The 13,801-nt window shown below is 68.0% G+C and carries 11 protein-coding genes; 10 read left to right on the plus strand and 1 reads right to left on the minus strand.

The features are described from left to right. Positions 1-36: 36 nt before the first annotated feature. The 7 genes from AC1RQG_RS08520 (at position 37) to AC1RQG_RS08550 (ending at position 6,789) form a co-directional block, all read left to right on the plus strand. Positions 37-849, plus strand: a complete 813-nt coding sequence (locus tag AC1RQG_RS08520) for an AfsA-related hotdog domain-containing protein (RefSeq protein ID WP_493130261.1) — start codon at positions 37-39, stop codon at positions 847-849. 53 nt (positions 850-902) lie between these two features. Next, positions 903-1,586, plus strand: a complete 684-nt coding sequence (locus AC1RQG_RS08525) for an HAD family hydrolase (protein WP_493130263.1) — start codon at positions 903-905, stop codon at positions 1,584-1,586. Positions 1,587-1,596: 10 nt separating this feature from the next. Continuing rightward, complete coding sequence (locus AC1RQG_RS08530; RefSeq protein ID WP_493130265.1) at positions 1,597-2,118, plus strand: DUF2165 family protein; 522 nt, start codon at positions 1,597-1,599, stop codon at positions 2,116-2,118. A gap of 41 nt (positions 2,119-2,159) precedes the next feature. Further along, positions 2,160-3,584 (plus strand): efflux transporter outer membrane subunit, encoded by a 1,425-nt coding sequence (locus AC1RQG_RS08535; RefSeq protein WP_493130267.1) that lies wholly within the window; start codon positions 2,160-2,162, stop codon positions 3,582-3,584. Positions 3,585-3,608: 24 nt separating this feature from the next. Next, entirely contained in the window at positions 3,609-4,808 is a 1,200-nt protein-coding gene (locus AC1RQG_RS08540) for an HlyD family secretion protein (RefSeq protein WP_493130269.1), read from the plus strand. 118 nt (positions 4,809-4,926) lie between these two features. Then, positions 4,927-6,438, plus strand: a complete 1,512-nt coding sequence (locus AC1RQG_RS08545; protein WP_493130733.1) for a DHA2 family efflux MFS transporter permease subunit — start codon at positions 4,927-4,929, stop codon at positions 6,436-6,438. Between the two features lie 87 nt (positions 6,439-6,525). Next, positions 6,526-6,789 (plus strand): DUF4148 domain-containing protein, encoded by a 264-nt coding sequence (locus AC1RQG_RS08550; protein WP_493130271.1) that lies wholly within the window; start codon positions 6,526-6,528, stop codon positions 6,787-6,789. 479 nt (positions 6,790-7,268) lie between these two features. Here AC1RQG_RS08550 and AC1RQG_RS08555 read toward each other — a convergent pair whose 3' ends face one another. Beyond that, on the minus strand, positions 7,269-9,581 hold the full coding sequence (locus AC1RQG_RS08555; RefSeq protein WP_493130273.1) for a TonB-dependent receptor: 2,313 nt from the start codon (positions 9,579-9,581) through the stop codon (positions 7,269-7,271). Positions 9,582-10,117: 536 nt separating this feature from the next. Between AC1RQG_RS08555 and AC1RQG_RS08560 the strand changes: the two genes are divergently transcribed. From AC1RQG_RS08560 to AC1RQG_RS08570, 3 genes are all read left to right on the plus strand, one after another. Then, a complete protein-coding gene (locus AC1RQG_RS08560; protein WP_493130275.1) occupies positions 10,118-11,122 on the plus strand; it encodes a BMP family lipoprotein in 1,005 nt (334 codons plus the stop codon). Between the two features lie 70 nt (positions 11,123-11,192). Next, on the plus strand, positions 11,193-12,722 hold the full coding sequence (locus tag AC1RQG_RS08565; protein WP_493130277.1) for an ABC transporter ATP-binding protein: 1,530 nt from the start codon (positions 11,193-11,195) through the stop codon (positions 12,720-12,722). Next, positions 12,719-13,801, plus strand: a complete 1,083-nt coding sequence (locus AC1RQG_RS08570) for an ABC transporter permease (protein WP_493130279.1) — start codon at positions 12,719-12,721, stop codon at positions 13,799-13,801. The genes AC1RQG_RS08565 and AC1RQG_RS08570 overlap by 4 nt, the downstream gene beginning before the upstream one ends.

Raw genomic sequence — 13,801 nt, forward strand, 5'->3', positions numbered from 1 at the left:
CGTTTTTTTTCCATTCACTTTTAATAGGAGGATTTTATGAACCTGCAACTCGTCATCGCTGAAGAATTCAACAAATTCGTACAAAAACCTGGCGTGCTGGCCTACAACAGCCTGCTCGACCAGCTGCGCCACAACCGCGTCGAGGCGCTGCGCGGCAAGACGCTGGTGGCCGGCCAGGGCTTGAGCGGCATGCAGATCGACCACGCCTACTGCCTGGCCATCAGCCTGGGCCTGGGCCAGGAATTCGCCTGCTGGAACGAGTTGAACCGCCACAGCCGCGCCGGCCATGCGCTGTCGCACAAGCACCAGGACCAGAACGTGCTGATCTCGGTGCCGCGCAAGATCGACGACAGCCACTTCGAGGCCGACCTGCTGATCGACGCCCGTGGTGAACTGATGCTCGACCACCTGACCGGCCTGCACGTGCAGGGCATGGTGCTGACGGAAGCGTGCCGCCAGATGTTCATCGCCACCACGGAGGCGCACTGCATGGGCGCCGACGCGCCGGCCAAGCGCTACTTCGTGATCAACGAGATGAACATGCGCTTCCTGCAGTTCGCGTTCCCGCTGCCGGCCACCATCCGCTACACGCTGCTGGACCTGCAGCGCCCGCGCGCGGACCGGGTCAGCGTGGTGGCCGACATGGAGGTGTGGCAGAACGGGCGCGCGGTGGCCGGCATGGCCGTCAAGTTCGGCGTGTTCGACGACGCCTACCTGGGCCCGCGCGAGAACCAGCTGGCCGACCAGGCGCTGTCGCACAGCATGGACCTGCTGATGGCCGACCTGATCTCGCGCGGCCTGGGCCAGCCGGCCGCCACCCCGGCCGCCGCCGTGGCCCTGACGGCCTGACCTTCCACCGCAACCGGCCGGCGCGCCCGCGCGCCGGCCCACAGGAGAACCGCATGTCCCGCAATCGCTACGCCTTCTTCGACGTCGACGAGACCCTGATCGACCAGAAGAGCATGTTCACCTTCCGCGCCTTCTACCTGCGCGAACGGCTGGGCCCCGTGCGCGGCGCGCTGGCCGACTGGCTGGCCCAGCGCCACCTGCGCGCGCTGCTGCGCCAGGGCCGCGAACGGTCCGAAGTGAACCGCGCCTACTACCGCGCGTTCCGCGGCCACGAGCAGCAGGCGCTGGCGGCCAGCGCGCGGCGCTGGTTCGCGCAAGCGTCGACCCGGCCCGGCTTCTACATCGCCCCCGTGCTGCGCGCGCTGCGCCGCCACCAGGCCAACGGCGTGCAGCCGGTGTTCGTGTCCGGCTCGGCGCTGGAGATCATCCAGCCGCTGGCCGACGCGCTCGGCGTGCAGCACCTGCTAGTCAACCGCATGGCCGTCGCCCACGGCCGCTACACGGGCGAGCTGCTGGCGCCGCAGACCATCGGCGCCGGCAAGCGCGAGGCGGTGGACGCCTTCCTGGCCGCCCACGGCGCCGATGGCGAGCAGTGCTACGGCTACGGCGACCACCACTCGGACCTGCCGCTGCTGGAGGCCGTGGGCCACCCGACCGTGGTGGCGCGCGAGCTGTCGATGCTGACGCTGGCCAACCAACGCGGCTGGCCGGTGCTGATCCCCCATCCCACCATGTAAGGAGCATCCCATGTCTATCCGCATTTCCGCCCTGAGCCGCCTGGTGCTGCTGACCGGCCTGGCCCTGTGGCTGAGCATCGCCGTGTTCAACAACCTGACCGATCCGGGCACCAACCGCCAGCTGCTCGGCCACATGCTGTCGATGGACCTGCTGCGCGGCGAGCCGGTGCTGGGCAACGGCCTGGCGTGGCACGCCTGGCCGGTGGACCACGTGCCCACGCTGCTGTACGCGGTGGCCACGGTGCAGGTGACGGTGGCCGCCGCCATGTGGCTGGCGGCCCTGCTGTTCGCCCGCGCCGGCTGGAGCGGCAAGCTGCGCCAGTTGCGCCAGGCCCGCAGCGCCGGCGTGCTGGCCCTGTCCGGCTTCCTGCTGCTGTGGCTGTGGTTCGCCTGCGGCGGCCTGTGGTTCGGCTACTGGATCAAGCAGGGCGCCGTGCAGTCGGTGCACCTGACCATGATCCTGATCGCGCTGGGCGCCCTGCTGTACGTGCAAAGCGCGCCGGTGGCCGAAGCCCCGCTGCACAACGCCTGACACCGAAACAACGCGACACGAAGAACTGAAGGAGAACCGACATGAAACCGTCCCTTGCCATCCCGGCCGTGCTGGCCGCCCTGCTGCTGGCCGGCTGCGCCAGCCCCGGTCCGCAACGGCCGCTGGCCGCGCCGCTGGCGGCCGATGCCGTGGCCACCGGCGCCAGCGCCGCGCTGGGCGACTGGCCGGCCAGCGACTGGTGGCGCGGCTTCCACGACGCCCAGCTCGATGGCCTGATCGCCCAGGCCATCGCCGGCGCCCCCGGCCTGGCCGAGGCGCGCGCCCGGCTGGAACGGGCCGACGCCGTGCTGCAGGCGCGCCGCGCCGACGGCGGCCCGGAACTGGGCGCCGACGCGGCCGCCGCCCGCCTGCGCTACAGCGGCAACGGCGCCGTGCCGCCGGCGCTGGCCGGCACCAGCCACACCTCGGCCGCGCTGACGCTGGGCTTCCGCTACGAATTCGACTTCTGGGGCCAGAACGGGGAACGGGTGGCGGCCGACCTGTCGCGCGCCGACGCGGCCCGCATCGAGGCCCGCGCCGCCGAGGCCACGCTGGCCGGCGCCGTCGCCCACAGCTATGTGGAACTGGCGCGCACCGAACAACAACTGGCGCTGGCGCGGCGCCAGGTGGAACTGCGCCAGCGCGAAGTGACGCTGCGCCAGGCCCGCATGCGCACCGGCCTCGACACGGAAGTGGAATGGCGCCAGGCGCTGGCCGAGGTGCCGATGGCGCAGGCGGGCGTGGCCCAGCTGGCCAACCAGGCCACGCTGCTGCGCCACCAGCTGGCCGCGCTGGCCGGCGCCGGCCCCGCGTTCGGCGAGGCGCTGGCCGCGCCCGCGCTCAGGCTGGACCAGCCATTGACGCTGCCGGCCCGGCTGGACGCCGACCTGGTGGGCCGCCGCCCCGAGATCGTGGCCCAGCGCCTGCGGCTGGACGCGGCCGGCCACGACGTGGCCGCCGCCCGCGCCGACTTCTATCCCAACATCGACCTGACGGCCAGCGCCGGCCTGGCCGCGCTGGACGCCGGCAGTCTGCTGCAGGGCAACAGCCGCCTGTTCGGCTTCGGCCCGGCCGTGCACCTGCCGCTGTTCGACGCCGGCCGCCTGCGCACCGGGCTGGCCATGCGCCACGCCGACTACGCGCTGGAGGTGGCGCGCTACAACCGGCTGGTGATCGCCGCCATGCGCGACGTGGCCGACCAGGTGGCCACCTGGCGCGCGCTCGACAGCCGGCTGGCCTCGCACGGCAGCGCCGTGCGCGAGCTGGACGCGGCCGAGAAGGCGGCTAGCCAGCGCTACCGGCAAGGCCTGTCGAGCTACCTGGTGGTGCTCGGCGTGCAGCAGCGCCAGCTGGCCCAGGCCCAGGCCGACGCCGACCTGCGGGCGCGCCGCCTGCAGACGGCGATCCGCCTCAACCACGCACTGGGCGACGGTGTGGCGCTGGGCGCCGCGCCGGCCCAATCCTGACCCTCTTTTTGATCGGAGACCGACATGACTACCCAAGCCCCCGCCGTGCCCAACCAGGCCGTCGCCCCGAACGCCACCCACGCCCCCGCCACGGCGCCGGCCGCGCGCCGCAAGACCATGCTGGTGGCGCTGGCCGCCGCGCTGGCCGTGGCCGCCGTCGGCTACGGCGGCTACTGGTACACGAGCGCCCGCTTCCAGGTCTCGACCGACGACGCCTACGTGGCCGGCAACGTGATCCAGCTCACGCCCCAGGTGGCCGGCACCGTGGTGGCGATCCACGCCGACGACACCAACTTCGTGCGGGCCGGCACCGTGCTGGCCCAGCTCGACCCGACCGACGCCAGGCTGGCGCTGGAGAAGGCCAAGACCCAGCTGGCCCAGACCGTGCGCCAGACCGAGGCGCTGTACCTGAACCAGGCCGCCCAGGCGGCGGCCGTGGCGCTGCGCGAGGCCGAGCTGCGGCGCGCGCGGGCCGACCTGGCCCAGCGCAGCGTGCTCAAAGGCAGCGGCGCCGTGTCCGAGGAGGAGATCCGCCACGCCGAGGATGGCGCGCGCACGGCGGCCGCCGCGCTCGAGGCGAGCCGCCAGCAGCTGGCGGCCAGCCGCGCGCTGGCCGGCGCCGGCGCCGTGCGCGAGCACCCGGCCGTGGCGCAGGCCGTGGCGGCCCTGCAGGAAGCCCAGTTGACGCTGGACCGCACGGCCATCATCGCGCCCCAGAGCGGCTACGTGGCGCGGCGCAGCGTGCAGATCGGCCAGCGCGTGGCCGTCGGCGCGCCGCTGCTGGCCGTGGTGCCGCTGGACCAGCTGTGGGTGGACGCCAACTTCAAGGAGAGCCAGCTGCGCGCCATGCGCATCGGCCAGCCGGTCAAGCTGACGGCCGACCTGTTCGGCCACAGCGTGGTGTACCACGGCCGCGTGGCCGGTCTGGGCGCCGGCACCGGCAGCGCGTTCTCGCTGCTGCCGGCCCAGAACGCGACGGGCAACTGGATCAAGGTGGTGCAGCGCCTGCCGGTGCGGGTGGCGCTGGAGCCGTCCGAGGTGGCGGCCCATCCGCTGCGGGTCGGCTTGTCGATGGTGGCCGAGGTGGACGTGTCCGAACAGGGCGGCGCGCAACTGGCCGGCGCCGTCAGCGGCGCGCCCGTGGCCCAGACCAGTGTGTATCAAGCCCGCTCCGGCGTGGCCGACATCGCCAACGACATCGTGCGCGCCAACCTGCTGCGCTAACCGGAGTATCGCCATGACCACCGCCTCCGCCACCAACTCAAACGCCCCCGCCGCGCCGGCCACGCCGGCAGCGCCAGCATCACCGGCGGCACCGGCCGTGCCGCCGCCGCTGACGGGCATGCGCCTGGTGTTCGCCTCCATCGCGCTGGCGCTCGCCACGTTCATGAACGTGCTCGACATCACCATCGCCAACGTGTCGATCCCGTCCATCGCCGGCGACATCGGCGTGTCGGCCAGCCAGGGCACGTGGATCATCACCTCGTTCGCCGTGGCCAACGCCATCGCCGTGCCGCTCACCGGCTGGCTCACCCAGCGCTACGGGCAGGTGCGCCTGTTCGTGGCCGCCGTGCTGCTGTTCGTGCTGGCCTCGCTGCTGTGCGGCCTGGCCACCAACCTGGAAAGCATGATCGTGTTCCGCATCATGCAGGGCGCCGTGGCCGGCCCCATGATCCCGCTGTCGCAGGCGCTGCTGCTGCAAAGCTATCCGAAGGAGAAGTCCGGCATGGCGCTGGCCATGTGGGCCATGACCACCATGATCGCGCCCGTGATGGGGCCCATCCTGGGCGGCTGGATCTCGGACAACATCTCGTGGCCGTGGATCTTCTACATCAACATCCCCACCGGCCTGTTCGCCGCCTGGCTGACCTGGCTGCTGCTGCGCGAGCGCGAATCGGCGCGCGTGAAAAAGCCGATCGACGGCGTGGGCCTGGGCCTGCTCGTGGTGTGGGTGGGCTGCCTGCAGGTGATGCTCGACAAGGGCAAGGAGCTGGACTGGTTCAGCTCCCCCGAGACGGTGGTGCTGGGCCTGACGTCGGCCATCGCCTTCGCCGTGTTCGTGATCTGGGAGACGACGCACGAGCATCCTATCGTGGACCTGAGCCTGTTCAAGGGCCGCAACTTCTCGATCGGCACGCTGGCGCTGTCGCTCGGCTATGGCGTGTTCTTCGCCAACCTGGTGCTGCTGCCGCTGTGGCTGCAGCAGTTCGCCGGCTACACGGCCACCTGGGCCGGCATCGTCAGCGCGCCGGTGGGGATCCTGGCGCTGCTGCTGTCGCCGCTGGTGGGCAAGCACATCGGCCGCTTCGACGTGCGCTGGCTGGCCAGTTTCGCCTTCCTTGTGTTCGCCGTCGTGTGCTGGCTGCGCTCGCAGTTCAACATGCAGGCCGACGTGGCCACCATCATGCTGCCGCAGCTGATCCAGGGCGCGGCCATGGCCACCTTCTTCGTGCCGCTGACGGCGCTGGCCCTGTCCGGCTTGCCGCCAATGCGGCTGGCGGCCGCCTCCGGCCTGTGCAACTTCGCCCGCATCACGGCCGGCGCGTTCGGCGCCTCGGCCGCCAGCACCCTGTGGGACGACCGCGCCAGCCTGCACCACGTGCGTCTGGCGGAGGCCGTGTCGCCGTATGCGCAGGCCACCCAGGACACGCTGGAGCGTTTGTCCCAGCTCGGTTATTCGGCCGCCCAGTCGTGGCAGCTGCTGGAACGCCAGGTCAACACGCAGGCCTACATGCTGGCCGCCAATGACCTGTTCTGGGGTTCGGCCCTGCTGTTCGTGCTGCTGATCGGCGTCGTCTGGCTGGCCCGGCCCGTGGCCGCCGCCGGCAAGGTCGACGCGGGCGGCGCCCACTGAACGATTTATACCGTTTTTTGCTTCACCGCTTTTTGCTTCACCGTTGTTCTCTCAACCGCAGTACTCATTCACGACAGGAGCTACATCATGAAAACCACCGCATGGATCGCCACGTTGATCATCACCGCCGCCAGCGCCACCGCCTTCGCCGCCGACGCCCCCGACACCACGCGCGCCGACGCCGGCGGCTCGTCGTCGGCCACCGCAGCAACCCAGCAGGAGTCGGCCGGCCTGACCCGCGAACAGGTGCGCGCCGCCCTGTTCGAAGCCCGCAGCAAGGGCGAAGTGCCGGAAACGGAAGCGGACATGGACGTGGCGCAGATCCGCAAGCACCGTCCGCAAGGCCGCTGAGCCGTCAAGCCACTAAGCCGTTGTGATTCGGAAGATGCGGCAGACGCTGCAAACGGGACGTAACACAATGAAGCCGCGAATCGCGGAAATCGTGTTACGTCCCCAATTCGCTTGGACAGGGATGGAGTAGCCCATTTCGGTCTCCGTCTAAAATGTCTAAATCAGGTTAGAACGCTCTGGATCATTCTAAGCCGCTCTAAAACTCTCTATCACTCTCTAAAAATGCCTGAGAAAAGCCGCCGATTTTTCTAAAACGCTCTAATTTCAATTGCCTGCTACTGATATTTAGACCGCTGTAGAGTGGAGTAGTTCAATCTCTTTCGAAGTAGAAGCAGATAGAGCGTTTTAGACGTTTTAGAGCGCCTGCCGAAAAACGCGCAACAAGGTACAAATAGGCGGGGCGCCAAGGCCAGATAGGAAAACAGTCCGCGCACCTTGCGGCGCGCGGGCTGCGGACGGAACGACCAGACGGCTGCGGCTTAGAAGTTGACCTTGAACGTGGCGCCCCAGGTGCGCGGCTCGTTCAGCATGCCGGTCAGGTTGTCGAAGTCGATGGCGCCGATCAGCACCTGCTTGTCGGTGATGTTGCGGCCAAACGCGGCCACCTCATACTTGCCGCCGTTCCAGCGGTAGCCGGCGCGCAGGCCGCCTTCCGTCAGCGGCTTGGCCTTGTACTCGGGCGCCTCGTACAGGAAGAAGTTGTAGCTGCTGCGGTAGGTCCAGTCGGTGTAGGCATAGAACTCGCCGTCGCCGATCTCCTTGCTGTACTTGAGCGTGAAGTTCAGCTGGGTCTTGGGCGCGCGCGGCAGCGGGTTGCCGTCGACCCGCGAGGTGCCGGGCACCGCCGGATTCATATTGGTCGGCGAGCAGCCCGAGGCCGCGTTGTTTGTGTAGTTGCCGCAGTACTGGACGAACAGGTTCTTGTCCTTGATCTCCGTGTCGTTGTAGCTGCCGCCCAGCGTCATGCTGAACGCGTCGCTCAGGTTGGCCTGGAAGTCCACCTCCATGCCCTGCCCGGTCACCTTGTCGGCGTTGACCAGCTGGTTCATGTTGACGGAACCGCTGCCGGCCGTCAGCTGCTTGTCCTTGACGCGGTACTGGAACAGGCTGGCCGACAAGCGGGCCCGCTTGTTGAACAAGTCCTGCTTGATGCCGGCCTCGTACGACAGCGCCTTCTCCGCGCCGGCGAACGACGGCTTGTCGGTCAGGCCGAACAGGCGGCCCTGCATGCTGGGCGCGCGGTAGCCGGTGGCGATGCGGCCGAACAGGTTGGTGGTCTTGTCCAGTTCGTAGGTGCCGCTCACGTCCCAGCTCACGTTGTGCGAGGTGTTGTCGATCTCGTTGAAGGACGACTGCGGCGGTTCCACGCGGCTGGCCGTGAAGTTCTTCTTGTCGCTGGTGTAGCGCAGGCCGCCGCGCAGCTTGAGCTTGTCGGTGACGGTGTAGTTGAGCGAGCCGAACGCGGCCCACGACTTGGCGTCCTGGGTCTGGGTGGCGTAATTGGGCGACAGGGGATTGCCCGGCGTGAGCGAATCGAAGGCGATGCTGTCGATGCGGATATGCTCGTCGAAGTAGAACAGGCCGGCGATCCACTGCAGCGGGCCCTTGTAGTTCGACTCGGCGCGCAGCTCCTGCGAGAACTGGCGGTGGCTGGGCAGCAGGTCGGCCGTCTCGACCGGGAACGGGATCACGCCCGGGCCGCTCGGCTGGGCGCCGATCACGGGGCCGCAGAACAGCGTGCAACCGAAGCCGCCATCGACGTCGCCACGGCTGTAGAAGTCCAGCGTCTCGTAGCCGGTGATCGAGTGCAGCGTGATGTCGTCCGCGTTGTACTTGAGGCGGATGTTGCCGCCCTTGGTGGTCAGGCGCTGGTAGTTCTGGCCGTCGGTCGGATACGAGCCGTAGTCGAAGCCGTCGACCAGGTCGTTCGTGCCCTTCTTGATGATGTTGGCGCGGAACAGGGTGGCGCTGCCGTGGTAGTCGCGCTCATGGTAGTTGAACAGCGCGCTGAAAGCCTTGTTCGGCTGCACCAGCGCCTGCAGGCGGAAGGCCTGGTCGCCATAGCCTTCGAAGTCCTGGGTGCCGGTGTTGGGATTGGGGTTGGTGTTGTGCACGCGGTTGCCGCGGTGCTGGCTAGTGCCCGCGAAGCGCAGCGCGACCGTGTCGCTGACGGGGAGGTTGAACATGCCCTCGGCCGTCTTGGCCGAGTAGTTGCCGATGCCCAGCGTCAGCGAGCCCTCCTGGCGGAACACGGGCCGGGCCGAGTCGAACTTGATCACGCCGGCCGGCGAGTTGCGGCCGAACAGCGTGCCCTGCGGGCCGCGCAGCACCTCGATCTGGTCCACGTCGAACACGGGGAAACCCTTGAGCATGGCGTTTTCCTGCACGATGTCGTCCATCACCAGGCCCACGGGCTGGGAGGCGTTCAAGTCGAAGTCGGTGTTGCCGAGGCCACGGATGTAGAAGCGGGGGAAGGTGCGGCCGTAATCGGACTCCACGTTCACGCTGGGCGAGCGGCCGGCCAGGAAGCGGATGTCGGCCGCGCCCGAGGTCAGCACGTCGAGCTTGTCGCCCTTGAGGGTGGCGATCGACATCGGCACGTCCTTGATGTTCTCGGCCCGGCGCTGGGCCGTCACGATCACCGTCTCCAGCTGGCCCGGCCCGCTCTGTTCGGCGGCCGGCGCGTCCTGCGCCGCCACTTCGTCGGCCATGGCCGCGTGCAGCGGGAAGGCGCCGGCCACGGCCAGCGCGATCAGCGTGCGGGTGGCGAAACCATTACTTTTTCTTATCATGAGTGCAACTCCCAATTGGTCCAACACCTGTTAAAAATGCCATCCCCCCGGCCGGATGGGCCGGGTAGTGGACCATGCTAGCATGAAAAAAAATGACAGAAAATCAGCAAGCGCCCACAAATATTCATATCCATTTCGTATAAATAACGAAATAAAATCGTATTTGTCGAACATATCTGGGCTGTAGCATAGTAGGGGACGGCCCCGGCACGGGCGCGGCCGGCGCCCGCGCGGCGCCGCCCCGGGAAGCGGCTGTCATTGTTGCCTTTCCGACAGGACTAATTTTTTTCCGAACGGACAAAAAAGCAACAACCGTCGACCATCGCGGCGGCAGGCCGCTGTTGCCGCCCCGCGACAACGGCGATGCAAACTTGGGTAATGTATAACTTTTTCGCGCCGCGCCGGCGGACCGCCCCGTTTCCGAGGAAAGCCTCTAAACACGGGCCGCGCAGGGGCCAGGAGGCGGATTAAATGTTGCCAAATTAGATGTTTCGGCCAATAAAAATATACAATACCGATCTTCCAGGAGCCTATTCATGAAACTTTTACCCATTAGTTTGACGATCGCGGCGTGCGCCGCGGCTGGCGCGTGCGCCGGCGCGTCCGCGGCTGCCCCTAAGCTGGGCATCGTGTATGACGCGGGCGGCAAGTTCGACAAATCGTTCAACCAGTCCGCCTTTGAAGGCGCTTCGCGCTTCAAGAAGGAAACCAACATCAACTTCATCGAAGTCCAGGCGTCCAGCGACACCCAGGCCGAGCAGATGCTGCGCGGCCTGGCCCGCAAGAACCTCGACCTGATCGCCTCGATCGGCTTCGCCCAGACCCAGGCCGTGCAGAAGGTGGCCAAGGAATTCCCGAAGGTGCACTTCGTGCTGATCGACGGCGTGGCGCAGGGCGCCAACGTCAATTCCGTCACCTTCAAGGAGCAGGAAGGCTCCTACCTGGTCGGCGTGGCCGCCGCCATGGCCTCCAAGTCCAAGAAGCTGGGCTTCGTGGGCGGCATCGACATCCCGCTGATCCGCGCCTTCGCCTGCGGCTATGAGCAGGGCGCCAAGGCCACCTATCCCAAGGTCGAGGTGATCCAGAACATGGTCGGCACCACGGCCGCCGCCTGGAACGACCCGGCCAAGGGCGGCGAGCTGGCCCGCTCGCAGTTCGACCGCGGCGTGGACGTGGTGTTCGCCGTGGCCGGCGGCAGCGGCATGGGCACGCTGCAGACGGCCAAGGAGAAGGGCAAGCTCGGCATCGGCGTCGACTCCAACCAGAACCACCTGTACCCGGGCGCCATCCTGACCTCGATGGTCAAGCGCGTCGACAACGCCATCTACGACTCGTTCATGCAGATGAAGAACGGCACCTGGAAGGCCGGCGTCACGGCCAAGGGCCTGAAGGAAGGCGGCGTGGACTGGGCGCTCGACGAGTACAACCGCAAGCTGATCACGCCCGAGATCGAAAAGCGCGTGCTGGGCGCGCGCAAGGACATCATCGACGGCAAGGTCAAGGTGGTCGACTACCGCGCCGCCAACCACTGCCCCGTCTAATCCCACGCTCCATGACCTGACGCGCCGCCGGGGTGATCCCCCGCGCGGCGCGTTTTAACTACTTACGCCTATGCAGCCAGCAGTTGAATTTCGCGCCATCTCCAAGCAGTTTGGCGCCGTGCGGGCGAACGCCGATGTCTCGTTCGCCATCGCCAAGGGGTCGATCCACGGCCTGGTGGGGGAGAACGGCGCCGGCAAGTCCACCCTGATGAGCATCCTGTACGGCTACTACCGGGCCGACGGCGGCCAGATCCTGCTCGACGGCCAGGTCCGGTCCATCCGCACCAGCCAGGAGGCGATCGCGCTCGGCATCGGCATGGTGCACCAGCACTTCATGCTGGTCGAGAACATGACGGTGCTCGACAACGTGATGCTGGGCGCCGAGGGCGGCTTCAAGCTGGCCGCCCGGCGCGCGGCCGTGGAGGCCGAGCTGCGCGCCATCTGCGCCCGCTACCGGCTCGACGTCGACCCGCTGGCCACCATCGCCGAGCTGTCGGTGGGCGCCCAGCAGCGCGTCGAGATCCTCAAGCAGATCCACCGCAGCGCCAACATCCTGATCCTCGACGAGCCGACGGCCGTGCTGACGGCCCAGGAGACGGCCTCGCTGTTCGACATCCTGCGCCTGTTCAAGGAGCAGGGCAAGACCATCATCCTGATCACCCACAAGCTGCAGGAGATCCTCGACGTCACCGACACCGTCACCGTGATGCGCGGCGGGCGCGTGATCGGCGCCGTGCCCACGGCCGGCACCAGCAAGGAGCAGCTGGCCAACATGATGGTGGGCCGCCCGATCGAGAACAACCTGCCGCGCGCGCCGTACAATCCGGGCGCGCCGGTGCTGACGGTCGAGGACCTGCAACTGCGGGACGGGCAAGGCGTCAAGCTGCTGGCCGACATCGGCTTCACGCTGCGGGCCGGCGAGATCGTCGCCATCGCCGGCGTGTCCGGCAACGGCCAGAGCGAGCTGATGGAGATCCTGGCCGGCATGCGCCTGCCCTCCTCGGGCAAGCTCAGCTACCTGGGCCGCGAGCTGCCGTACGCCAGGCGCCACGACGCCGACGGCCTGCCGCGCGCGTTCCGCGAACTGGGCATCGCCCACGTGCCCGAGGACCGGCTGCGCGACGGCGTGGTGAAAAGCTTCTCGGTCATGCACAACACCATCCTCGGCTACCAGGACAAGCTCAAGAACCGCTGGGGCCTGCTCGACTTCAAGGCCATCGCGGCCCGCTGCGCCGGCCTGATGCAAAAGTTCGACGTGCGCCCGGCCAATGGCGATCTGCGCATCGGCCTGCTCTCGGGCGGCAACCAGCAGAAGGTGGTGATCGCGCGCGAAGTGCTGGCCCAGCCCAAGCTGATGCTGGTGGGCCAGCCCACGCGCGGGGTCGACATCGGCACCATCGAGTCCATCCACAGCCAGCTGCTGGCATTGCGCGACGCCGGCGTCGCCATCCTGCTCGTGTCGGTCGAACTGGAGGAGGTGCGGGCGCTGGCCGACCGCATCCTCGTCATGTGCGGCGGCCGCATCACGGGCGAACTGAACATCGACGAATTCGACACCACCCGCATCGGCCTGCTGATGGGGGGCATGCACACATCATGAACAACCACGACCTGCCACGCTGGGCCACGGCCTTCGTCCTACCCCTGTTGAACCTGCTGTCGGCCATGCTGGTCGCGGCCGGCGTCATCTACCTGCTCGGCGAAAGCCCGGGCGAATCGCTGGGCATCCTGCTCAACAGCGCCATCCTCAACCCGGAGGGGCTCGGCTACACGCTGTTCTACGCCTCGACCTTCGTGTTCACCGGCCTGGCCGTGTCGATCGCCATGCAGGCCGGCCTGTTCAACATCGGCGCCGAGGGCCAGATGTATTTCGGCGGGCTGGGCCTGACGCTGGCCGTGCTGGCCTGCGACAGCACCTTGCCGGCCTGGGCCCTGATCCCGGCCGCCATCGCCGGCGCCGCCCTGTTCGGCGCGCTGTGGGCCTTCGTGCCCGGCTACCTGCAGGCCAGGCGGGGCAGCCACATCGTCGTCACCACCATCATGTTCAACTTCATCTGCGCCTCGCTGATGAACTTCATCATCGTCAAATACCTGATCCCGGCCGGCGAGCAGAACACGGCCAGCCGCGCCTTCGCCGACGCCGCCGCCATGCCGCTGCTGAACCGGTGGCTGCCGGTGCTGGGCGAGACCCCGCTCAACCTGAGCTTCATCATCGCGCTGGCGGCGCTGGCCGTCTACGGCGTCGTCGTCAACCGCTCGGCCTGGGGCTACAAGCTGCGCACCGTGGGCCAGAACCCGCACGCGGCCCACTACGCCGGCATCGGCCTGTCGGGCATGGTGATCACGGCGATGCTGATCTCGGGCGCGCTGGCCGGCCTCGGCGCCGTCAACTCCATCCTCGGCTCGACCCACTACCTGAGCCTGAACTTCGTGGGCGGGGCCGGCTTCGTCGGCATCGCCATCGCGCTGATGGGGCGCCAGCACCCGGTCGGCATCCTGCTGTCGGCCGTGCTGTTCGGCGCCCTGATCCAGGGCGGCTTCGACCTGTCGCTGGAAAAACCGAACATCCCCACCGAAACCTTCATCTTCATCCAGGGCCTGATCATCCTGTTCTGCGGTGCGATGGAATACTTCTACGCGCCGGCCATCATCGCCGTGCTCAAGCGCAAGAAAGGCTGA

The organism is Rugamonas sp. GW822-FHT03B10, assembly GCF_058801745.1.